The organism is Fructilactobacillus sp. X2R1C1 (assembly GCF_059901435.1).
Map to the genome: position 1 here is coordinate 335,454 of NZ_JBWXUV010000002.1, position 21,509 is coordinate 356,962.

Annotated in this window: 20 protein-coding genes, 1 riboswitch and 1 other annotated feature; of the genes, 5 read left to right on the plus strand and 15 right to left on the minus strand. The window is 37.3% G+C overall.

Annotated features, from left to right (window positions below; genetic code table 11):
* Positions 1-33 precede the first annotated feature (33 nt).
* The 3 genes from AC6UDG_RS04660 to AC6UDG_RS04670 all read right to left on the minus strand — a co-directional run bounded on the left by AC6UDG_RS04660 (position 34) and on the right by AC6UDG_RS04670 (position 2,789).
* Positions 34-879 carry a glycosyltransferase family 8 protein gene (locus tag AC6UDG_RS04660; protein WP_500706620.1) on the minus strand — a complete coding sequence of 282 codons (846 nt, stop codon included), beginning with the start codon at positions 877-879 and terminating at the stop codon, positions 34-36.
* 104 nt (positions 880-983) lie between these two features.
* On the minus strand, positions 984-2,255 hold the full coding sequence (locus AC6UDG_RS04665) for a BspA family leucine-rich repeat surface protein (RefSeq protein ID WP_500706622.1): 1,272 nt from the start codon (positions 2,253-2,255) through the stop codon (positions 984-986).
* A 297-nt stretch (positions 2,256-2,552) separates the two neighbouring features.
* Entirely contained in the window at positions 2,553-2,789 is a 237-nt protein-coding gene (locus tag AC6UDG_RS04670; RefSeq protein WP_500693634.1) for a hypothetical protein, read from the minus strand.
* 588 nt (positions 2,790-3,377) lie between these two features.
* Here AC6UDG_RS04670 and AC6UDG_RS04675 point away from each other — a divergent pair.
* A complete protein-coding gene (locus AC6UDG_RS04675; RefSeq protein ID WP_500693633.1) occupies positions 3,378-3,605 on the plus strand; it encodes an SH3 domain-containing protein in 228 nt (75 codons plus the stop codon).
* 31 nt (positions 3,606-3,636) lie between these two features.
* On the opposite strand, the gene AC6UDG_RS04680 is transcribed toward AC6UDG_RS04675, so the two are convergent.
* The 3 genes from AC6UDG_RS04680 to AC6UDG_RS04690 are packed head-to-tail and all read right to left on the minus strand — an operon-like array spanning position 3,637 to position 5,468.
* Positions 3,637-4,137 (minus strand): phosphatidylglycerophosphatase A family protein, encoded by a 501-nt coding sequence (locus AC6UDG_RS04680; protein WP_500693632.1) that lies wholly within the window; start codon positions 4,135-4,137, stop codon positions 3,637-3,639.
* Between the two features lie 3 nt (positions 4,138-4,140).
* Entirely contained in the window at positions 4,141-4,767 is a 627-nt protein-coding gene (locus AC6UDG_RS04685) for a hypothetical protein (protein ID WP_500706624.1), read from the minus strand.
* Between the two features lie 14 nt (positions 4,768-4,781).
* The gene (locus tag AC6UDG_RS04690; protein ID WP_500706626.1) at positions 4,782-5,468 is read right to left on the minus strand and encodes a CPBP family glutamic-type intramembrane protease; all 687 of its coding nucleotides are present in this window, start codon (positions 5,466-5,468) and stop codon (positions 4,782-4,784) included.
* 157 nt (positions 5,469-5,625) lie between these two features.
* Between AC6UDG_RS04690 and AC6UDG_RS04695 the strand changes: the two genes are divergently transcribed.
* Entirely contained in the window at positions 5,626-6,258 is a 633-nt protein-coding gene (locus AC6UDG_RS04695) for a deoxynucleoside kinase (RefSeq protein ID WP_500706628.1), read from the plus strand.
* 36 nt (positions 6,259-6,294) lie between these two features.
* On the opposite strand, the gene pepV is transcribed toward AC6UDG_RS04695, so the two are convergent.
* Complete coding sequence (pepV, locus tag AC6UDG_RS04700) at positions 6,295-7,698, minus strand: dipeptidase PepV (RefSeq protein ID WP_500706630.1); 1,404 nt, start codon at positions 7,696-7,698, stop codon at positions 6,295-6,297.
* A 110-nt stretch (positions 7,699-7,808) separates the two neighbouring features.
* Here pepV and AC6UDG_RS04705 point away from each other — a divergent pair, with 110 nt between their 5' ends.
* Positions 7,809-8,633, plus strand: a complete 825-nt coding sequence (locus AC6UDG_RS04705) for an NAD(P)H-hydrate dehydratase (RefSeq protein ID WP_500706631.1) — start codon at positions 7,809-7,811, stop codon at positions 8,631-8,633.
* A 44-nt stretch (positions 8,634-8,677) separates the two neighbouring features.
* Here the strand turns inward: AC6UDG_RS04705 and AC6UDG_RS04710 are convergent, their stop codons facing one another.
* Together AC6UDG_RS04710 and leuS are read right to left on the minus strand one after the other, a co-directional pair.
* Positions 8,678-10,360 carry a putative polysaccharide biosynthesis protein gene (locus AC6UDG_RS04710; RefSeq protein WP_500693626.1) on the minus strand — a complete coding sequence of 561 codons (1,683 nt, stop codon included), beginning with the start codon at positions 10,358-10,360 and terminating at the stop codon, positions 8,678-8,680.
* Positions 10,361-10,433: 73 nt separating this feature from the next.
* Positions 10,434-12,851, minus strand: a complete 2,418-nt coding sequence (gene leuS, locus AC6UDG_RS04715) for a leucine--tRNA ligase (protein ID WP_500706633.1) — start codon at positions 12,849-12,851, stop codon at positions 10,434-10,436.
* A gap of 62 nt (positions 12,852-12,913) precedes the next feature.
* Positions 12,914-13,107, minus strand: a binding site (T-box leader).
* An 87-nt stretch (positions 13,108-13,194) separates the two neighbouring features.
* On the opposite strand from leuS, the gene mnmM reads away from it, so the two are divergent.
* Positions 13,195-13,764 carry a tRNA 5-(aminomethyl)-2-thiouridylate-methyltransferase MnmM gene (gene mnmM, locus AC6UDG_RS04720; RefSeq protein ID WP_500706635.1) on the plus strand — a complete coding sequence of 190 codons (570 nt, stop codon included), beginning with the start codon at positions 13,195-13,197 and terminating at the stop codon, positions 13,762-13,764.
* 2 nt (positions 13,765-13,766) lie between these two features.
* Here mnmM and AC6UDG_RS04725 read toward each other — a convergent pair whose 3' ends face one another.
* Both AC6UDG_RS04725 and metK read right to left on the minus strand, forming a co-directional pair.
* The gene (locus tag AC6UDG_RS04725) at positions 13,767-15,236 is read right to left on the minus strand and encodes an MDR family MFS transporter (protein WP_500706637.1); all 1,470 of its coding nucleotides are present in this window, start codon (positions 15,234-15,236) and stop codon (positions 13,767-13,769) included.
* Between the two features lie 61 nt (positions 15,237-15,297).
* A complete protein-coding gene (metK, locus tag AC6UDG_RS04730) occupies positions 15,298-16,485 on the minus strand; it encodes a methionine adenosyltransferase (protein ID WP_500706639.1) in 1,188 nt (395 codons plus the stop codon).
* Positions 16,483-16,565, minus strand: a riboswitch (SMK box riboswitch). (Overlaps the previous gene by 3 nt.)
* A 105-nt stretch (positions 16,566-16,670) precedes the next feature.
* Here metK and AC6UDG_RS04735 point away from each other — a divergent pair.
* Positions 16,671-17,366 (plus strand): hypothetical protein, encoded by a 696-nt coding sequence (locus AC6UDG_RS04735; RefSeq protein ID WP_500693621.1) that lies wholly within the window; start codon positions 16,671-16,673, stop codon positions 17,364-17,366.
* 37 nt (positions 17,367-17,403) lie between these two features.
* On the opposite strand, the gene AC6UDG_RS04740 is transcribed toward AC6UDG_RS04735, so the two are convergent.
* From AC6UDG_RS04740 to AC6UDG_RS04755, 4 genes are all read right to left on the minus strand, one after another.
* Positions 17,404-18,141 carry an amino acid ABC transporter ATP-binding protein gene (locus AC6UDG_RS04740; RefSeq protein WP_500706641.1) on the minus strand — a complete coding sequence of 246 codons (738 nt, stop codon included), beginning with the start codon at positions 18,139-18,141 and terminating at the stop codon, positions 17,404-17,406.
* The gene (locus AC6UDG_RS04745; RefSeq protein ID WP_500693619.1) at positions 18,141-18,857 is read right to left on the minus strand and encodes an amino acid ABC transporter permease; all 717 of its coding nucleotides are present in this window, start codon (positions 18,855-18,857) and stop codon (positions 18,141-18,143) included. The genes AC6UDG_RS04740 and AC6UDG_RS04745 overlap by 1 nt, the downstream gene beginning before the upstream one ends.
* A gap of 24 nt (positions 18,858-18,881) precedes the next feature.
* A complete protein-coding gene (locus tag AC6UDG_RS04750; protein WP_500695746.1) occupies positions 18,882-19,661 on the minus strand; it encodes a transporter substrate-binding domain-containing protein in 780 nt (259 codons plus the stop codon).
* Positions 19,662-19,975: 314 nt separating this feature from the next.
* The gene (locus AC6UDG_RS04755; RefSeq protein WP_500706643.1) at positions 19,976-21,277 is read right to left on the minus strand and encodes a uracil-xanthine permease family protein; all 1,302 of its coding nucleotides are present in this window, start codon (positions 21,275-21,277) and stop codon (positions 19,976-19,978) included.
* Between the last annotated feature and the right edge of the window lie 232 nt (positions 21,278-21,509).

Here is a 21,509-nt window from a genome sequence, read left to right on the forward strand (position 1 = left end):
AGAGTGGACAATTGTCCACTCTCTCACTACTTTTTATCTAATATAATCGCCTAGATCGTAAATTAATTGGTTCTTAGCTTGGTAATAATAATTGCGTAATGGATGAAGATGGTTATTTTTAACGATCCATGGCTTATCAAAATTAGTGTAATGAATAATCACAGGGTGCTTAAGTGCATTTGCCTCAGCTGCTCGACGCTCTGGGATAGGATTTAATCCACTCTCACCCTTAACTAGATGACTTTGCAAATTATACTTAGGGTCAAGTTTTTTCCAGTGTCCATTAAAAATGGCGTTTAGAGCATCTTGGTCTTGATACTTCAGCATATCAGGTTTATCAATTGCTAACTTTCTAACCTTTTCAGAAGTATCATTATCATTCCAAGCTTTCGTATCAATCAGCAATAGACCAGCGTTAAAATATTGACCCGGCTCATCACTAACATGCATCCTTTTTAACCGATCAACGTAGCCAGAATCCTCAACGGCACCGACAATATTGCCATCAAGATCGGTATTAAAAAGATTCGAAATATCACCCACACATACCATGTCAGCATCCAAATAAAGGATTTTAGGTTCATGAACTTCTTCAGGAATCTCAATTCGATAGTAAGTGTTTTCCTTAATTGCACTATCCGGAGATTTTACATTAGCATCCTTATATGCAGCGGTGTTGGGTTGCAAAAAGTTAATTGCCTTACAGTTGTCGTAGACTTTTTCCAGGGCCTTTAACAAATCAGCACTGTTGGAACTTAAATGATCATTAACAACGTAAAACGTGAAAATTGAATTCTTATTATGGTTCAATATTGACGAATAGTTGACTGCCAGCGGTATCGCCATATTGTTATCAGTAGTAGATGCAATTGTAATCATACACATTATCCCCTTCAAAAATATTTGAAACTATTTGGCCACTTGTAAAAATAAGTATCACTAATTTTCGTAGCGATATTTATAAAAGTGGACCACTTTATGACCTATCTATTTCGAACAACAACAACGTTTACCGTCGCATTTTTACTTCCAATGGTAATGGTAGCGTTATTATTCTCAAATCGATATCCAGTTGGAGCAATTAAAGTTTGCTTTTCACCTGGGATGCCAGTAACTGAAGTTGCATTCACGTACTGCCCCTTTTTATTTACAAAATTAACTTGTTCAGTTATGGAAATCGAAGGGACATTGTAGTTGGTTGCCCAAATCCAATTACCGGGATGTGATTGTCCATCTGCAAGACTTAAATTATTCTGCAATTGATTGTTATTATCAATGTTCATCCAATTGGGTGATTTAACAGTGTAATCTTTTCCGTCAAATACAAACTGGGTACCTACTACCGGTTCTGGAATAATTGGACCTGCACCAGGTGCATCAGGAGCCTTTAAGATTGTCTTATCACCTAACTTAATTTGGTGAAGCTGATTATCACCCTTCATGAAAGCGGACAATCCATTATATTTACCCTTTGAGGCAGCCCGAGTATCGAAGCTAGTCAAATCTAAGTTTTGTAACTGATAGTCATCCTGAAACATATTGCTCAAGCTACGATTACTAGGATTAATCCTAAAACTCGTTAAACCGTCAATATTTTTAACAGCATAGTCATCAACAAACATTGAACTCATATCGACAACTTTAGAAGTGTCAAAATGACTGACATCAATGTCTTTAAGATTAATATCGGCACCAAACATCAGTCTCATACGATTAACATTTGAGGTGTCAAAGTGAGTGACATCGATACTTTTTAGTGCGGTATCACCATTAAACATATAATCCATGCCGGATACTTTTGATGTATCCAATTTATCGAGACCATTAATAGTTTGCAGGTTCTTTAATCCTTGATTGCCTTGGTGGAGTGGATCATCATCTGCCGATTGAGAAAAAAGATAATCAGAATTTGATGGGGCATACATCTTATCTTGGATATTAATAACCCGGGCGTCATTTAAAGCCTGACGTAAATCTCCAAGTTGTGAATATGCATAGGTTCCCAAGGTTTTATCTTTACCGCTCAACGTTAAAGTCCGATTGATCTCATTATAGTTCCAGTTGACCTGTCCCCACGTACCACGATCATATCTTAATTTAGAAATCCTAGGTCTAGCTTGTGAGGTCATTTCCTTAGTATCCGTTGCTGCTGCATATGTAGTTTCAGTGTGACTTGCTGAACTATTCATCTGCAAGCCAAAGAATAAACCAACGGTCACACCTGCGATTAATGCTCCCTTAATTACCTTTTTCATTAGATCATCTCACTCTCTTATATTTCCTTACACTTCTAAAGTAGGCCATAAATGCCGTCATGTCAACATTTATGCTTTATCATGTGAAAAAAATACCATAATAATTACATTAATTATGTAAAAAGAGAATAATAATGTGCGTTATTATTCCCTCTTTTAGTTTCTATAAATCTATATCATTGGATTTATATAGTTATAATCTATCCATAAAAACATTGATTAAACTATCACCATGCCAATAAAAATCATTGGAGTCTATGTAAGAACCAGAAGTATTAGCTTCTGGTTCTACAATAACTAGTCGTTTAGACGAATAGTAGCGTGATAAGAACTACCATCTGTGGCCTTGCCAAAATAATCGTCTGTAATCGAGCGAAAAACCATTTTCCCGTTCGGTAAGTTCAAATATTCGGCATCATATGGAAAAACAACGGAGTAATTGTTTTTATTTCCAATACTGTAATAGTAAATAGTTCTACCACTAAGCCGAACGCTTCGATCTGTACTTGGAACTACTAGTTTAAACTCCTTCATTATGACTCACCTCCTTTCCCATCAAAAAGGGTCATACTACGAAGTAGCATGACCTAAATGGTATTTCAGAGTATTCATCATATTGAAATACGAATAAATTCGCATAGTTGTTTTAATTTCAAATCTTATAACAAGACATAGGCTATCATTAAATGATTTTTCACGTACTCAATAACACTTATCTTCCACCAACTTATCATTTATGACAGTATTAATTACGGTGTTAAAAGCTTCTCACACTTTCTAACACCACGTGAACACTATTTCCTACATTAGCATTCACAAAATTATCTAGTTATTTTTAATCTCAACATTCAATATTTCATTATGAATCTCTTACTGCTTACTTCACAATTTAGATTATAAACTTTATTAAAAACAACGACAATAGAGTCTTAAATTTCACAAAACATAATTATAATACCTTGACATCAGTATTTACCCTAATTATTAATTCACTTTTGTCTCATAATATAATAATTATTATTATATAATATAACCAATCAGTCGCTTTATTGACAAAAATTTACTGCATAATTTTAGCGATTAAAACATAATTTGATATAATTAACCAATGGAGGAAATAATATGAAAACAAAAGCTTATGAAACTTATAATTTAGTTGAATACGATAAAAATCTTCCTTATGAAGTTGGCGATTTAGTCGAAGTTACATTTGTTAACCCAACTGGCTTAGGTGATAACCAAGACGATTGGTTAAAAGTCGTGAGACATGACGTTGGTGAATCAACCAGTATTCATGATGAATTCAGGTTTAATTCAAAATGCATCAAAGCAGTAAAGAAGTCAAACTAAAAAAAGGTCCTCACTTTTGTGAGGACCTTTTTTAAGCATTATCATGTGCAATTTTAGCGGCAGTAGCGCCAGCAATAGCTCCAACAATATCATCAATAAAAGTATTGACAATTTGACCGTTTGTATCGAGTTCTTTTACAATTCCATTTTTATTAGTGTCAATTTCACCATAATTAGTAACCCCAATCGTCCCATAGATTGAAGCAATTCCAAGTGCCAACGTTTCATCAACGCCAAACACCCCTAAATCATGAGAGACAATGCTTTCAAGTGGCTCTTCTAACTCGCCATCTTGTGCTAAACGATCCAGTTCAAGCCCTACCATTGCGTTATTCAATACTTCCCTTTTATGCAAAATATCATTAACAATCCCACAAACATAGTCTAAATCAGGAACATTTGAATATTTTTTCTGTAAATCAATTGCAATCTGTGCAATATCTTTAATCGTTACTCCATGTTCATTCAGTCGCTTAAGCACAAAATTATACGCCTGAGTGTCAGGATATTTATAGTCTCCTCGATCTACCATTAGTTAATCTTCCTCCATATCTTTCATCAGGGTCATATCATATTCGTTTGGATAATTATCTTGAGTAATCATCATTGTCATTACACTTTTATCCTTAAGATGACCCTTTATAATTGCATCAACGTACATCTCTTTATGAAAATCTCTTTGAAATTCGGCAAAACTCGATAAAAATCTAAAGTTCAAAACCACGTCACTACTATTTCTAGAACTTAAAACGCCAATAACCTCTATTATTTTACTCTTCTTCATCTCGTTAACTATCGGAATAACGACATTCTTATAAAATATTTCAACTTCACGTAATTTTTGGGTTAAATTATGAATTCGTTGATTAATTACGTTACACTTCTGAAAGTCAGTATTATTCAACTCTTTCATCCGATTCAACAAATAATCCTTATCATTATTGAGTAGGGCATTTTTTAAATCCTCTGACTTTTGATCGTCATCCCCATCGTTTAAAACACTAGCTAATTCATCAATTGTGTTCACGTCATAATCATTTTTGAGTTGATCAAGATTCATGATCCAGTGTAAATACTGCTTTTTAAGCTGCTCCAACTCTTCATCGGCCGCCACTAATTGATTCTTTAATTGATTAAAATAATTAAATTCAACTACATCCATTTTTCACTCCACCACTATAAGGCTGCCATTAGCATAAATCCGGTTGCAATTAAGTTGTTTAAAAAGTGGACCCCAATCGAAACTTCAATCTTCCCAGTCTTCTTGTATACATACGCTAAAATCATTCCCAAAATAGCATAAATCATAAAACTAATCACGTTCGAACTCATATGACCACAAGAAAAAAGTAATCCACTAAAAACAATTGGCAGCCAAAATGCATTTTGATTAAAAAAGGCATTAATAAAAAATCCCCTAAACACCAATTCCTCTAACACTGGAGATAAAAAAATCGCCGAAAAGCTCATCAAAACCAACACCGTCATGTTACTTTGAAAAAGACTTAAAATGGCATTATTATTCTTTGTTCCCAGTTGGTTAAAAATCAATTTATTTAAAACTTGAAGCACAATCTCAATAACAAAAAAGCTAAAGATTGACAATAAAATAATCTTTAAATCGTGACCAGTAAGCCGATGACTTCGTTGTCTGTACACACTTCGATAAGCCCATAGCGCTAAACTAATTACGACAAGAAAAATAACAATGTAAGAAGTTCCATAAAGAAAAGTCTTGAATCCATGATAATCGTGAATTCCAATCATTTGAACTGGTACTTGAACCGCAAAAATCAAAAAAATTAGTCCAATAAATACAACGGCTCTTTTCAAAAATTTAATTAAACTCATTTCCCACTTCATTAATCCAATTCATCTCCAAATTTTTCCACTAACATAGAATACCATAATAATAACGTCTGAAACAAAGAAGGAAAATTAGTGTTCAAATCCATCGTTAACCTAACTGATTCGAAATGATATACTAAAAGACGTTATTAAACTAAAAGAGGAGCTAAGCATGGTGATTATTACAGCTGGAATGATTGGTGTCGGTAAGACAACCTTAACGGGAAAAATTGCCGCACATTATGGAACAGAGCCCTTCTACGAGCCAGTGGGAGACAATCCTGTTTTGCCACTTTATTATAAAGATCCAAAACAGTATGGTTTTTTACTTCAAATATACTTTTTAAATAAACGTTTTTCGATGATTAAAAAGGCGTTAAAACAAGACAACAACGTGTTGGATCGATCTATTTACGAAGACGCGCTTTTCACCAAAGAAAATAATGCTGAGGGAAATATTTCTGACGTTGAATTAGAAGTTTATTTAAAGCTGCTTGACAATATGATGGATGAACTTAAAGAGCTTCCAAAAACAAGTCCTGACCTTTTAGTCTATGCCTACAGCGATTTCGATACCATCTTATACCGAATCAAAAAGCGTGGTCGTGACTATGAACAATGGGACAACGATCCAGGACTGGAAGAATATTATTACAAAATGTGGAAAGCTTACCAAAAATGGTATGACGAATACAACGTCAGTCCTAAGATGAAAATTAATCTTCAAAAGTACGATCTAGAAGATCCCCAAAACGTTTCTAAGGTATTGGCAAAAATTGATGAAAAATTAAAAACGATCCGATAAAAAACTTTGAACACGATGTTCAAAGTTTTTTTATCTCTACTTAGACAATTCATAAATTGACTGACCGTAAATCGACATTGCCAAAATCAAATCATTAACAGGTGTGTATTCGTTAGCTTGGTGCATCGTGTCCTCTGTTCCTGGGAAAAGTGCTCCAAAGGCAACCCCACGTTTCATCATTCGCGCATACGTACCACCACCAACAACTTCTGGTTGAGCGTCATCCTGATCAGTTTGATCGCGATAAACACCCATTAAGGTTTTTACAATGGGATCGTCTGCATCAACAAAGTGGGGCACCATTTGCGAAATTTGTTTGGTTGACCCGTTAAACCGATCAGCGGCATCTTGAACTTTAGCTAAAATTTTATCAGTAGTAATCCCCTTGGGATACCTAAAGTTAGTGTTGACCATCCCACCATTTTCATGATCAAAATTCATTAGACCGACGTTCATGGTTAGTTCTCCCATCACATCATCAGTAAAATTAAGCCCCAATTTATGAGCACGAGAATCATCATGCAGTTTTTCGTCGATGAAGTTCAGGATATTAGCACCACTAGTATCAAAACTATAATCAACCAAAAAGTCAGCTAAATAGGTTCCAGCATTGATGCCGTTCTTAGGTTCCATTCCATGTGCTGCTCTCCCGACTACACTGATTTTAATATTGTTCCCTTCAATTTCATAGCTTCCAGTTACGGGAACCCTATCTAAATATTTTTCAAATTCATCGGCCATTTTGGAGACATCTGCAGCAACAACGTCAGCTTCTGCATCACGTGGTACCATATTTTCACGCAATCCGGCATTAAAATGCATCAGGGTGTTCTCACCATCACTTTTATTGGAAGCAAAATGCGTTTCAAGCGTCACATTACCCTTTTCCCCATTGATCAAGGGAAACTCGGCGTCTGGCGAAAATCCAAATGAAGGATCTGGTTCAACCTCAAAATAGCGTTTCATTCCAGTCCAGTCACATTCTTCGTCCGTTCCAATTATCAAGCGAATTTTGACCTTCGGTTGAATCCCTGCATCTTTAAGCATTCTTAATCCATAATATGCGGCAAGTCCTGGTCCTTTGTCATCAGAAACTCCTCGACCAATTGCATTGTCACCCACAAGCTTTAGTTCGAATGGATTGGAATCCCAACCTGCGCCACCGGGCATCTCATCAGCATGTGACAAAATTGCCATGGTTTCATCGCCTGAACCATACTCAATGTATCCCACTACGTTATCAATGTTTTTGGTGGTAAACCCATCACGATCACCAAAAGAGAGAAACTGTTGTAATGCATGAGCTGGACCTGGGCCCAATGGGTATTCGTCCGTTGCGTGCTCCAAGTCCCTTGAACTATCAATTGAAATCAATTTTTTTAAGTCATTTAAGTAATCATCTTTGTAATTTTGTGCTTTATCTTTCCAGTCAATTGCCATGTTATACCCTCCTACTTAGTTATTCCTTATTCTAACATAATCAAGAAAGTAACAACTCATTTGGAGAACATTCAACCAATGCATGATATAATGCATTCGAGGTGAACAAAATGAAGAAAATTGATAAATCAATTCTAACTAAAACCATTCGCATTCGACCCAAAAATAGTTTTAAAGGAACTTACGGTAAAATCGCTTTAGTTGGTGGAAACGAAAACTTTGGTGGTGCAATCATAATGAGTTCGCTTGGAGCAGTTTATTCTGGCGTTGGACTCACAACTACTATCACGGATCCAACGAATCAAAGTGCGCTCCACTCTTGGCTACCCGAAGCAATGTTTGCTGACTATAACGACACTGATCAAATGGTTCAACTCATTAAAGCTATGAAAGTTATTACCATTGGCTCTGGGCTTGGGACCGATGATCATAGTTGTGAAATTATGGAAACCGTATTTGATAATGTCACCCCCGATCAAATCCTCCTAATTGATGGTTCGGCAATCACGATGATCGCTGAACGTGGGTTAAAATTACCACAAGCCAAATTAATTTTTACCCCGCATCAAATGGAGTGGCAACGTTTATCCGGAATTAAAATGGCCGATCAAACTGAGACACGTAACCGAGAAGCCCGCGACAAAATTGGTGGGATTGTCGTTCTTAAATCTGATCGTACTCAGGTTTATACCCCAGATGAAGTATACCAAAATACAACTGGAACGCCTGCTCAAGCGACTGGAGGAATGGGAGACACTCTTGCTGGAATTATCGGTGGGTTTGTTGCCCAATTTGACGACGAGGTAGATGCTGTTTTAGCGGCTGTTTATTCTCACAGTGCAATTGCCGATGAACTAGCTGCCACTCAGTATGTAGTTCTCCCTCATCAAATCTCAAAACAGCTTCCACGATTCATGCATGAACACGAAGCATGAATTTAACTGATAAAAAAAGAAGATCCTGACTGGATCTTCTTTTTTTATCGAATGTGTAAAAACTTCCTTACACTTTGCATCTTATTTCCTAAGACCTTATCAGCTACCCGACTTTTAAGTACCAAGAATAGGTACACAAATCCACCAGCTAACGTAGCCAAAATCGAAACAAACAAACTGATTAGTGAACTATTATAATTAACTACCATCCCAAACAAGAAGTTAGCTCCATAAACTACAATTAAGGCCACAAAGTATGTGATCAAAGCAAACGCTAAAATTTTAACAGAATTAGATTTAATACTACTCATTTCCAATCCAAACTCATGTCTTAAGGAATGCACAATCAGATAGTTAGCAACTGTAAATCCAACTGCGGTTGCCATTAAGGCTCCAAAAGCTCCAAAGAAGTAAACTAAAGGAACTTGCGCCACTAACTTAATTACAATTCCAACCACAAAGTATTTAACTGCTCGTCTATTTTCAGAGATTCCTTGCATTAATGCGGTAACCACCGTAAACAAGCCTAGACTAATTGAAATGATAGCAGAAAACGTTAAAATGTCCGCTCCTAAATCCATATTGGCGGTTCCATAAAAGGTTCGGTTGATCGGACCAGCAATAGCTGCCATCCCTAAAGCTGCAGGAAGCATGACGAATTCAAATAAAATTAACGCATTACTAAGTTGCTTACTAATTGAATGAATATCACCTTTGGTTCGGGCTTCAGAAAGCAACGGAACTACGGTAATTGCCAAGGCGGAAGCTAACGAAACCACAATCATAATCAATTTATTCGCATTAGCCGCAAAAATAGCATAAATATACTGTAAATTAGTATTAGTATAATTAGTTGCCCAACGCATAATACTAAAAAAGGAATATTGGTCAATTAATTGAAAAATGGTAATGCCAGAACCAAGAATAATAAACGGAACCGCTTGACTAATAATTTCTTTATAAAGATCGTTAGTCTTAACGTTAATAGCGTTATCACTTGAAGCAATAAGCCCCTGAAAATGATCACGTCGTCGCCAGTAATACCATCCTAGTGCTAAAAAACCAAAAATAGCACCGATGAAGGCGGCAAAAGTTGACTGGGTAACGGCGGTTACCCAACTTCCGTGGATCACGATCATAATGAAGAAGGCTGAAGCCAACATGTAAATGACACGCGCGAGTTGCTCAACAAATTGTGACATTGCTGACGGAGCCATCTGTTGGAAGCCTTGAAAATATCCACGAGTTAAACTCATCGCAGGAATAATTAGGACGGCCCATGCTAACGAACGAATCACCGGAACCGCATTTTTACCCCCACTACCAGCTAAGATTGGAGCAAAAAAATAGATTAAAAGTGCACAAACGACTCCGGTAATAACCGAAAGGGTAATTCCCTTCTTATAAAGTCGCGCACTTACCCCATACTCATTTAACGCATTATAATGGGCCACTTCTTTTGCAACCGCCGACGGAATCCCCGCAATGGCAATTGTCAAAAACTCACTATAAATGTTGTAACCCATGGTATACAACGTGTTGGCAAGCGGAAACAATGACGCTCCAAAAATCAATCGCCAAGGAATGATGTAAATGGCACCAAGAATTCGTGAGAGGATGCTTCCAATGGTCATCCAGGCTGATCCTTTAACCATCTTACCTTGTGATCTTTCACTATCTTCAATTTCTTCTTTTTCTAATTCATCTTGTTCGAAATCGTTGTTCACAAATTTCCCCTACTTTCACGTTACAAATATAAATTTTAACCATTTCGAAAAATAATTTCAAATTTATTCAAGCTTAATTTGCAACAATATTAACAATTTTCTTTGGAACGACGATTACCTTTCTAACAGTCTTTCCATCAAGGAATGATTTAACATTTTCATCATTTAAAGCAACTTTTTCAGACTCGTCCTTCCCAGCATCCACGCCAACTTTAATGTGACCTCTCACTTTTCCATTAACCTGAACCACCAGTTCAACTTGGTCTTCTTTTAATTTACTTTCATCAGCTTCGGGCCATTTGGCAAGTTCAATGGAATGATCATGACCTAACTTTTGCCATAATTCTTCGGCAACGTGTGGCGTAATTGGTGAAAGAAGTTTAATGAACCCTTCAGCGTACTTTTTAGGCAACTTTTGTGCTTTATATGCCTCATTGATGAAAACCATCATTTGAGAAATGGCAACGTTAAAACGCATGTTTTCAAAGTCATCAGTCACCTTTTTAACGGTTTGGTTATAAATTTTATCAAGACTACCATCATTGTCATCAACGATCGCCTTACTTATCGTATTGTCATCATTCATATATAAGCGCCAAACTCGTTTAATCCAACGATTAGCACCAACAATTCCATCTGTATTCCACGGTTTAGATTCAGAAAGTGGTCCCATAAACATCTCATACAGTCGCAGCGTATCAGCACCGTACTGTTTAACAATATCATCGGGATTAACTACATTTCCCTTGGACTTTGACATTTTTTCATGATTAGTACCAAGAATCATACCTTGATTAACTAGTTTTTGGAATGGTTCTTTTGTCGGCACTACCCCTAAATCATAGAGCACCTTATGCCAAAACCGCGCATACAACAAATGGAGAACGGCGTGTTCAGCACCACCGACGTACAAATCAATTGGAAGCCAGTACTTCAATTTTTCCGGATCAGCAATCATTTTATCATTATGAGGATCAACGTATCTTAAGTAGTACCATGAACTGCCGGCCCACTGTGGCATCGTATTAGTCTCGCGCTTACCATGACGACCGTTTTTATCTGTCACGTTCACCCAGTCAGTAAGATTGGCTAACGGACTCTCTCCGGTTCCAGACGGTTGAATGTCAGCCGCTTTAGGAAGTCGTAATGGTAACTGGTCTTCTGGAACTAAGGAAGTTGTGCCATCATCCCAGTGAATTACTGGAATGGGCTCACCCCAGTAACGTTGACGACTAAAAATCCAATCACGTAATCGATAATTAACCTTTTTATTACCAGCATGATGATCCTTTAACCATTCGATAATTTTATCGATAGCTTGTTTCTTATTCAATCCATCAAGAAAACCGGAATTAATGTGAACCCCATCGCCCGTGTAAGGTGCATGATCAACATCACCACCCTCAATCACTGGAATGATGGGCAGATTGAATTTTTTAGCAAAATCAAAATCCCGTTGGTCATGAGCGGGGACGGCCATGACTGCACCGGTTCCGTAACTTGGCAGAACGTAATCACCAATCCAAATTGGAATTCTTTTTTGGTTAACAGGATTAATTGCGTAAGCTCCGGTAAATACTCCCGATTTATCTTTGTTTAAATCAGTTCTTTCAAGATCTGATTTAGAGGCAATTTTAGCCCGATAACTCTCTACATTGGCCTTTTGTTCTGGTGTCATAATCCTATCTACAATCGGATTTTCCGGTGAAAGCACCAGGTAAGCCACCCCATAAATAGTATCAGGACGAGTAGTAAAGACTTCGATCTTTTCGTCTTCTTCATTTACATCAAATGAGATACTAGCCCCAACGGAACGGCCAATCCAATTTCGTTGCATTTGTTTAATGCTTTCAGGCCAGTCTAAATCGTCAAGATCATCTAACAAACGGTCAGCGTAGGCAGTGATTTTCAAAACCCACTGTTTCATAGGTTTTCTGTAAACGTCATAACCACCACGTTCAGTTTTTCCATTAACAACCTCTTCGTTTGAAACAACGGTTCCACCCATGAAATCGGGGGCCCAATTAACCTCAATCTCATCTTCATAGGCTAATCCCATTTTGTACAACTGTTCAAAAATCCATTGGGTCCATTTATAGTAACTAGGATCCGAAGTATTGACTTCACGATCCCAATCATAGGAAAACCCAAGCGATTTAATCTGACGTCTAAAATTGTCAATGTTTTTCTTCGTAAAATCACGTGGGTTGTGACCGGTCTTTAACGCATATTGTTCTGCCGGCAGCCCAAAGGCATCCCATCCAATTGGATGAAGGACGTTTTTACCCTGCATTCGCTTAAAGCGCGCCATGATATCAGTGGCAGTGTAACCTTCTGGATGACCGACATGAAGCCCTTGACCCGATGGATAAGGAAACATGTCTAGCACGTAATATTTATCTTTCTCTTGTTTATCACTGGTTTTAAAAGTTTGGTGATCATCCCAATACTTTTGCCATTTCTTTTCAATTTTTGAATGATCGTAAGCCATCAAATTCACTCCTTATTAGTTCGTTAAAAGTCACCATAAAAAAAGCCTATAGAAAAACAATTCTATAGGACGAGGTTCCGCGGTACCACCTAAATTTCTCATAAGAGACCCTTGACTCCATAACGCGGAAAAACGTTTAACTTTTAATTCGGTTAAAACTTCGATGATAAGTTCAATCATTCTATTTCCAAGTTTGCATCACCCACTTGGTTTCTGAAAAATAAAACAATCTAATACTTCACCTACATGATATATTGTATGATTAAATAAACTCTACCAAATTTTATCCAAAAAAACAAGTTAATCACAAACAACTGATATAATAATCAGTGAGGTGTTTCAAATGAAACTACAATCAGCATTAAATTTTAGCCATACCCTACTAAAACAAATTGTTAAACCAGGTGAAACCGTAATCGATGGAACGGCCGGACTAGGCCACGATACCCTTTATTTAGCTCAACTTGTTGGTAAAAACGGCCATGTTTTTAGCTTTGATATTCAACCGAATGCCGTTTTAGCCACCAAACAACGCTTAACGAAATACGGTGAGCAAAAACAATGTCAAGTTATTCTTGATGGACATGAAAACGTTAAGAAATACGTTCAGAACAGTCCAATTGCGGCCGCAATTTTCAACTTAGGATACCTTCCCACTGGTGACAAAAGAATCATAACAAAACCCAAAACCACCATTAAAGCCATCAGTGATATTCTTAAATGTTTAACTCCTAACGGAATCATCATTTTAGTACTGTACTATGGTCACGCTGGCGGTAAAGAAGAAAAGGAGCAGGTTTTAAAATTTGCTAGTAGTCTCAATCAGCACAGGTACCACGTTTTAAAATATCAATTTATCAATCAAATCAATGATCCACCAATCCTAGTGGCAATTCAAAAACGAGCTAAGTAATGTTAGTTCGTTTTCTTTTGCGTGTTTTTATGGTCAAACCAGTTCACAACATACGATAAAATCACTAATAATAAAGCCAAAATAAAGATATGATGAATGGCACTGTAAAGAATCTCATGCAGTACGGGCAGAACTTTTTTGGATAAATTAACCGCCGTCTGGGGATTAATTAGTGTATTCATCATTTTTAAGTTAGTCCCTGGATGTTCACTAACCCCTTTTGCCATCGAAGTGTTCATCACAATTCCAAAGATGGAAATCATAATTGTTTGACCAAGGGTCCGACTCAGGGTATTAAACGAAGAAGCCACCCCAACGTGTTCTGGTGAAACCTCGTTTTGAACCGTAACGGTGGAAGTAGTAATGGTAATTCCAAAGCCAGTTCCTAAAACGGCTGAAAGAACAAAGAAAACCCAAAATGGCGTAGTAATCGGAAGCAGGACCATACAAATTGCTCCTAGCAAAACAAATGCCAAACTAAAGTTCATAATCTGTTGTGGCCGATACTTCAGAATCATTTTTCCCGAAATAAAAGAGCCAACCAGCCATAGAACGGAACTGGGTGTGATCGCAAAGCCCGCCATTGTGGCTTTTAATCCCAAAATTCCCTGAGTCCAATCGGGTAAATAAACCTCATATCCAAAAATAAAACCACTAATAAGAGCCGCAATTAAATTCTGGGTGACAAATGTCCGACTTTTAAACATCTGAATTGGAATTAGTGGATCAGTTGCTTTTTTCTCCTGCCGATAGAACAAAAATCCACTGATAATTGCGACCACTAAACATCCAATCACCATTATCCAATTGATTGGAGCTTCACTTAAGACTTGGAACATGTACATAACCGAAAACAAAAGAACCGCAATTAAGACGACGCCAGGTAGATCCATCTTACTTTCAATCTTGCGTTTTGGTTCGTGTAAAAATAATGCAATCAAAATAATTGTCAGAATCCCAATCGGAACATTAATGAAGAAAACCCAGTGCCAAGAAAGATTGTCAACCAAAAATCCACCTAGTAACGGTGCAACCACCGAGGCGATTCCCCACGCTGATCCATTTAAACCAACCACTTGAGCTCGTTTTTCAAAAGAATACATGTCAGCAATAATGGTAAATGATACTGGCATAATCACTCCTGCACCGACTCCTTGAACTGCTCGCCATAAAATCAATGTTCCCATACTATTGGACATTCCTGACAACATGGAACCAATGACAAAGACCACCAGACCAAATATAAAAACCGATTTACGACCTAATTGATCGGCTAACTTCCCATAAATTGGGGTGGCAATTGAATTTGTCAAAAGAAAAATTGAGAAAACCCAGTTCATCAACGACACCCCATGAAGATCACCGACAATCGTGGGCATTGCCGTCGAAACAATGGTTCCTTCAACTGCGCTCATAAATGTGGCAACAAATAATGCAATTGTCACAACTTTAACGTTTGTTTTACCCTTCATATTTCATCATCTTTCTGTTTGATACAATAAAAAACGACCATTGAAGGTCGTCATTTAAATCCTATTTAAAATAACTTTGTAACTCTTTTACCTTATCGGTGTGTTCCCATGGAAGATCGACATCCGTTCTTCCAAAGTGACCATAAGCAGCTGTTTGTTTATAAATTGGCCGCTTTAAATCAAGCATCTTAATAATTCCAGCCGGTCGCAAGTCGAATACTTTTCTAATGGCAGCAACTAACTTATCATCTGAAACTTTTGAAGTCCCAAACGTATTAACTGAAATTGAGACTGGTTCAGCAACCCCAATGGCATATGCCAACTGGATTTCAATCTTTTTTGCAAGTCCAGCCGCAACAATGTTTTTAGCGATATACCGTGCTGCGTAACTTGCAGAACGATCAACCTTAGTCGCATCTTTCCCAGAAAAAGCACCGCCACCATGATGAGCTGCCCCACCATATGTATCAACAATGATTTTTCTTCCAGTTAAACCGGCATCCCCAACGGGTCCACCAACCACAAACTTTCCGGTTGGATTGATTAAATACTTAGTGTTCTCATCAAGATACTTAGATGGAATCGTCGTTTTGATGACCTTCTCGATAACATCTTTTCGAATCTGCTCTTGAGTAACATCAGGATCATGTTGGGTACTTAAAACCACGGTATCAACACGCTTAGGATCATCATTTTGATCGTATTCAACCGTTACTTCCGCTTTGGCATCCGGTCTAAGATAAGGAATAGAATCATTTTTACGAAGCTTAGAAAGCTTCTGCATTAAATGATGACTCAATGAGATTGGGAGTGGCATTAACTCAGGAGTCTCACTGTCTGCATAACCAAACATAATTCCCTGGTCCCCAGCACCAATCTTATCAAGAGGATCGACGTCTCCACCACGAGTCTCAACCGACTCATCAACTCCCTGCGCAATATCTGGTGACTGTTCATCAAGTGAAACTAACACAGCAACACTGTCTGCATCAAATCCGTATTTAGGATCATTATAACCAATTTCACGAATTGTATCTCTAACAACTTTTTGAATGTTAACATAGGCACTAGTTGAGATTTCACCAAACACCAATACAAGCCCTGTAGTAACTGAGGTTTCACAGGCAACTCGTGCATCTGGATCTTTTTTTAAAATTGCATCCAGGATTGCATCACTAATTTGATCGGCAACTTTATCCGGATGACCTTCTGAAACTGATTCAGAAGTAAATAAACGCTTTTCTGACATTCTTATTCCCCCCTATTGTTTGTGGTTACAAGGCAACTTCACTCTTCGTGAATCCTATCGGGAATCTGCTCATAACTTTATAATAATAACATATTCGCAAGTAATTAAAAAGCACACAAAACCTCCATTGAACAAATTTACATAATTGATTAACATGGATTTATTAATACAAAAAGGATAATATTATGAAAACTTTTATTGAAAAAAATCAAACCACCTTACATGCCCTAATTCTTACGGTATTCATCATCTTGAATACACTAATATGGCTCTTTGCTTCGCAAGTAGACTTACTATCAGTACAATGGAATACCAGACTGGTGGTGCTAATCCTATCAGAGTTTCTTTGGTCGGCTTCCCTTCTACTTTTCATCATTCGTTATGATCCGAGGATCAATTTATTTCTCAACGTCATCCCAGTGTTATTAGCGATTGTCTCCTTGTTTCCCATCTTATTAATCATCCTGTTTGTCATCCTTGGAATCACCAACATCATTGTAATGATGCCCAAATTTAAACTCGAAAATTACTATGGACTGGTTTGCTTTTCCTTTTTAAATTCAATTGCTCCGGTCATTTCTTTTTGTTATCTCGATAACCAATACCTAGAATCAAGTGTCCTCGTAAACGTTGGAATTCTATTTTGCTTATACTGTTTGTTCTTTGTTCCGTTCTTTAATCACCGACTTGAAACTAAATTAAACTTTATCTTCATTTTAATCTTTGCAGCGCTTCTGCTAGCAAATTTTCCCTTATTAAAATGTGCAATTTTAATTACTTTAGTATTAATCTCATACGGAATTCAAATCTTCAGCGAAAAAGAAACCCCAGAAAATTGTTTACTTTCATTTATAATTATTGGATTAGCAACTTTCATATAAAAATGAGGACTTCAAAATATGAAGTCCTCATTTTTATTTACTGTAAAGAAATTGCATCTAAAAATTCTTTGATTCTTGGCGAAGGGTTATTAAAAAATTCGTCCTTTGATCCATCAAAAATCTTCTCACCATTTTCGATGAATAACATTTTATCAGCAGATAATTTAGCAAACTCAATGTTGTGAGTAATCATAATCATTGACTGTCCCTGATCAGCTAACTCTTCCAGCATTTCTAAAACTTGCGTCTCTAACTCCGGATCAAGCGCACTGGTAGGTTCATCTAATAAAATGTACTTAGGCTTGACTGCCAATGCCCGACAGATCGAGATTCGTTGTTGCATTCCTCCAGATAATTCATCGGGATAGAAATTAGCATATTTTTCAAGACCAACCCGTTTCAATAATTTTTCTGCCTGAGCTACCGCATCTTTTTTCGAAATCTTATGAACATGGATTGGTGCAGCCGTGATGTTATCAATCACCCGTAAATTAGGAAAAAGATTCCAATTTTGAAAGACCATGCTAGTCTGTGCTCGTAATTCCTTACTTTGTTTACTGGTAATCTTATCCGCGTAGTTTAACGAAAAATTGGGAAAACTAATTACGCCTGAATCGGGATGAACCAACAAGTCCAGGGAACGTAGCAACGTTGACTTTCCAGAACCAGAAGGACCAACAATTACGGTCGTTTTTCCCTCAGAAAATTCCGTGCTAATTTTATCCAGAACGGTTTTTCCATCGTACTTTTTTACAATGTCTTCAATCTTAATCATTAGCCTTCATCCCCCTTTAAGTATCTTGAAGAACGCTTTTCGAGATAGTGTTGAAGGATCGTTAAAATACTGCACAAAATAGCGTAAAGAGCGGCTACTTCTGTGTACATAAGTAGTGGCTGATAGTTGTGCGCCGCAATTTGTTGACTAACCTGAAACATCTCTGTGATGGTAATCGTACTTGCAAGAGAGGTATCCTTAACTAATCCAATAAATTCATTAGATAGTGGAGGAAGTACGATTCGTGCTGCTTGTGGTAAAACAATGTACCACAGGGTTTGAGTGGTGCTAAAACCCAGAGTATACGCAGCATCCCATTGATCTTGGGGAACAGACATCAGAGCTGACCGAATGGTTTCCGAAGCATAAGCACCAGTATTTAACGAAAACCCAATTATTGCTGCCGTAAAGGCCGGAATTTCAAAATTAAAACCGGGAATGAAATTTTGCAAGTTCGGTAAACCAAAATAAATAATGAACAACTGAACCAATAATGGAGTGGAACGAAAAGCCCACACGTATACATCTGCAATGGCTCTAAAAATGCCCCACATAACTCTAACAAATGCATTCCCATGTGGTTTTAAAAACTTTATCAGTGCGGTAACAATCGCAAGAATTAAACCAAAAAAGAATGAAATAATTGTTAGTGGAATGGTGTATTTAATCATTGCCTCTAAGAGACTCGGTAATGATGAAATGATAATGTCCCACATAATTCTTTAAGCTCCTAACTAATATTATTTATCGGTAATATTCTCTCCAAAGTACTTCATTGATAGTCGTTTCAAGGTACCATCTTTTCGAAGTTCATTAATTGCTTTGTCCATTTGTTTATTTAACTTAGCAGACTTTTTATTCATCATTGGAGCAATTTGACTTTGTGGAATAACATTAGTTGGAACTAGTTTAGCTTGAAGGTCAGTATCTTTATGGCTTGCATACCAACTTTGCCATGCTGGCTGAGCATTTAAGGCACCAACAACACGACCTTGATCAATCATTTGCATTGAAGTATTAAAGTCTGGTGAAGTAACTGGTTTAGCATGCAGCTTTTCGGCGTTATTCCAGTTATCAGTACCAGTACCTTCAGCGACCTTCTTACCCTTAAAGTCTTGAGCATTTTTAATTGGTGAATCTTTCTTAGTAATCATGATTGCCTTTGAATAAATGTATGGAGTGGCAAACCGATACTGCTTTTTTCTAGCTGGATTAATTGCCATATTGTTAAAAATAACATCGTAAGAATTAGAATTGAGTCCCTGAATTAATGAATCCCATCCAGTTAACTTGTATTGAACCTTCATCCCCATCTTTTTAGCAACATCATTAGCCAAATCAACTTCAAAGCCGGTTAACTTACCGTTCTTATCCTTGTAAGAATACGGAGCATAAGTTCCTTCCATACCAACCGTCAAAGTCCCAGGCTTTTTAGTCTCAGATTGTTTCCCACATGCGGTAACGGTAAGAGCCAACGCGGCCACTCCTGTTAGTAAAAGTAAAGGCCATCTTTTCTTCATAATTAAAATCCCCATTCATTAAAATATATTGTGCAAAATTAACTAACTCGCTATGTTTATTTTACTCTAAAAATTTAAACAGACAAGTAACTTTTTCATGATGCTACCTCCTAAATAATCACAAAAGAACACAAAAAAGAGGACTGGATCCACCAGTCCTCTCATAATTATAATAAATTAATATCATTTATAGAGAAACCTTTGAGTGCATACCAAAAGTGTTGTCAGATTTCGTCAAATCTTTTTTACAACAACATGGTTTACACATAGTCAGTTTCCCCTCTCGTGTTCTTTAACATAAAATCATAATATTACTATTTCTTCACTGGGTCAACAGATTGATCTTCAAGATCTGGATCATCATGTTCGTCTTTTGGTAGGAGAAGGTTCAAAACGATTCCAATCACAGTTGCTAAAGCCACTCCAGTAAACTGGAAACTTCCAATTTGAATATATGCATTACCAATTCCAATTACCAAGATAACCGACGCAATCATTAAATTGCGTTTCTTATCCATGTCCAATTTATTGTCAATCATCACTTTGACACCATTAGCAGCAATTGTCCCAAATAGGAGAAAACTAATTCCACCAATAACTGGGAGTGGCATTTGCATGATTAAAACATTTAACTTATTCACGAACGCAAAGATCATGGCAAAAATCGCTGCTCCGATTATGACCCAAACACTGTAAACTTTGGTAATTGCCATGACTCCAATATTTTCGCCATAACTAGTTACCGCTGGTCCACCAAGAATTCCAGCTGCAAGCGATGCGGCTCCATCCCCAGCAAGCGTTCGATTTAAACCTGGATTCTTAAAGAAATTCTTGTGAGTCATTTCGCCGAGTACCATCAAATGACCCATGTGTTCGGTCATCGTAACAAAAGCGATTGGAGCCATAATCAAGATGGCATTCCAGTCAAACTTGAAGCCTCGCTCGGTGCCAATGATATGAAACGGAGGCATTTTAAACCATGGAGCAGTGGCAATTGCGTGAATATCAACTAATCCACACGCCATCGAAATTAAATACCCGCAGACAATTGCCAATAAAATCGGAATTAATCCCAAGAATCCCTTTAATTTAACGTTGAAAAAAATTGCTAAAAACAGGGTGGCCATCGCGATGCTAAAGAAAACCAAACTATATTTTCCATGATCCATCATTGCATTTTGGGCAGCACTCCCTGCAAGTGATAGTCCAATCACCATTACGATCGGCCCCACTACCACTGGTGGTAGGATCTTATCAATCCAATCAGATCCAATAAATGAAATGATCATAGCCACAACCACATAAACTAAGCCGACCGCAACCACTCCTTGAGAAACTCCTGAAACTCCAGTCGTTTTCATAAGTGCCATCATTGGAGTGACAAAGGCAAAACTTGATCCCATGTAAGCGGGAATTTTCCCCTTAGTAATTAAGATATGCAGTAACGTCCCAATTCCTGAAGCAAAAAGTGCAATACTTGGGCTTAAACCGACTAACAATGGAACAATTACTGTGCTGCCAAACATTGAAAACATGTGTTGCAAGGAAAGTCCGATCCATTTTAGTGGTGATGGACGGTCATGAATTCCTAATACATAGTCCTTTTTCTGAGACATTTATACTGACTCCCCTTCTCTAATAAAAAAACTGCTGTCCAAGGGACAACAGTCTTCGATTAAATAAAGTTTTACAGTATCACTTTAAAATTCGAAATCTTGCTGCCTCACTGGACACACTTAAAGATTTATTTAATTGAAATGATATATTTTTTATGATTGTTTGTCAATAAAATCTCCAAACAAAAAGGTTTATCGTTTTGGCATCACTTGTACTTTACTTATAAGCTAA

Excerpts from the sequence above, each read along its gene's own strand:
- AC6UDG_RS04675 (WP_500693633.1), top strand. The coding sequence starts at position 3,378 with ATGAAAACAAAAGCTTATGAAACTTATAATTTAGTTGAATACGATAAA.
- leuS (WP_500706633.1), bottom strand. The coding sequence starts at position 12,851 with ATGGCTTACGATCATTCAAAAATTGAAAAGAAATGGCAAAAGTATTGG.
- AC6UDG_RS04735 (WP_500693621.1), top strand. The coding sequence starts at position 16,671 with ATGAAAACTTTTATTGAAAAAAATCAAACCACCTTACATGCCCTAATT.
- metK (WP_500706639.1), bottom strand. The coding sequence starts at position 16,485 with ATGTCAGAAAAGCGTTTATTTACTTCTGAATCAGTTTCAGAAGGTCAT.
- AC6UDG_RS04695 (WP_500706628.1), top strand. The coding sequence starts at position 5,626 with ATGGTGATTATTACAGCTGGAATGATTGGTGTCGGTAAGACAACCTTA.
- pepV (WP_500706630.1), bottom strand. The coding sequence starts at position 7,698 with ATGGCAATTGACTGGAAAGATAAAGCACAAAATTACAAAGATGATTAC.
- AC6UDG_RS04740 (WP_500706641.1), bottom strand. The coding sequence starts at position 18,141 with ATGATTAAGATTGAAGACATTGTAAAAAAGTACGATGGAAAAACCGTT.
- AC6UDG_RS04670 (WP_500693634.1), bottom strand. The coding sequence starts at position 2,789 with ATGAAGGAGTTTAAACTAGTAGTTCCAAGTACAGATCGAAGCGTTCGG.
- AC6UDG_RS04705 (WP_500706631.1), top strand. The coding sequence starts at position 7,809 with ATGAAGAAAATTGATAAATCAATTCTAACTAAAACCATTCGCATTCGA.
- AC6UDG_RS04665 (WP_500706622.1), bottom strand. The coding sequence starts at position 2,255 with ATGAAAAAGGTAATTAAGGGAGCATTAATCGCAGGTGTGACCGTTGGT.
- AC6UDG_RS04750 (WP_500695746.1), bottom strand. The coding sequence starts at position 19,661 with ATGAAGAAAAGATGGCCTTTACTTTTACTAACAGGAGTGGCCGCGTTG.
- AC6UDG_RS04745 (WP_500693619.1), bottom strand. The coding sequence starts at position 18,857 with ATGTGGGACATTATCATTTCATCATTACCGAGTCTCTTAGAGGCAATG.
- AC6UDG_RS04725 (WP_500706637.1), bottom strand. The coding sequence starts at position 15,236 with ATGAAGGGTAAAACAAACGTTAAAGTTGTGACAATTGCATTATTTGTT.
- AC6UDG_RS04755 (WP_500706643.1), bottom strand. The coding sequence starts at position 21,277 with ATGTCTCAGAAAAAGGACTATGTATTAGGAATTCATGACCGTCCATCA.
- AC6UDG_RS04690 (WP_500706626.1), bottom strand. The coding sequence starts at position 5,468 with ATGAAGTGGGAAATGAGTTTAATTAAATTTTTGAAAAGAGCCGTTGTA.
- AC6UDG_RS04660 (WP_500706620.1), bottom strand. The coding sequence starts at position 879 with ATGATTACAATTGCATCTACTACTGATAACAATATGGCGATACCGCTG.
- AC6UDG_RS04685 (WP_500706624.1), bottom strand. The coding sequence starts at position 4,767 with ATGGATGTAGTTGAATTTAATTATTTTAATCAATTAAAGAATCAATTA.
- mnmM (WP_500706635.1), top strand. The coding sequence starts at position 13,195 with ATGAAACTACAATCAGCATTAAATTTTAGCCATACCCTACTAAAACAA.
- AC6UDG_RS04680 (WP_500693632.1), bottom strand. The coding sequence starts at position 4,137 with ATGGTAGATCGAGGAGACTATAAATATCCTGACACTCAGGCGTATAAT.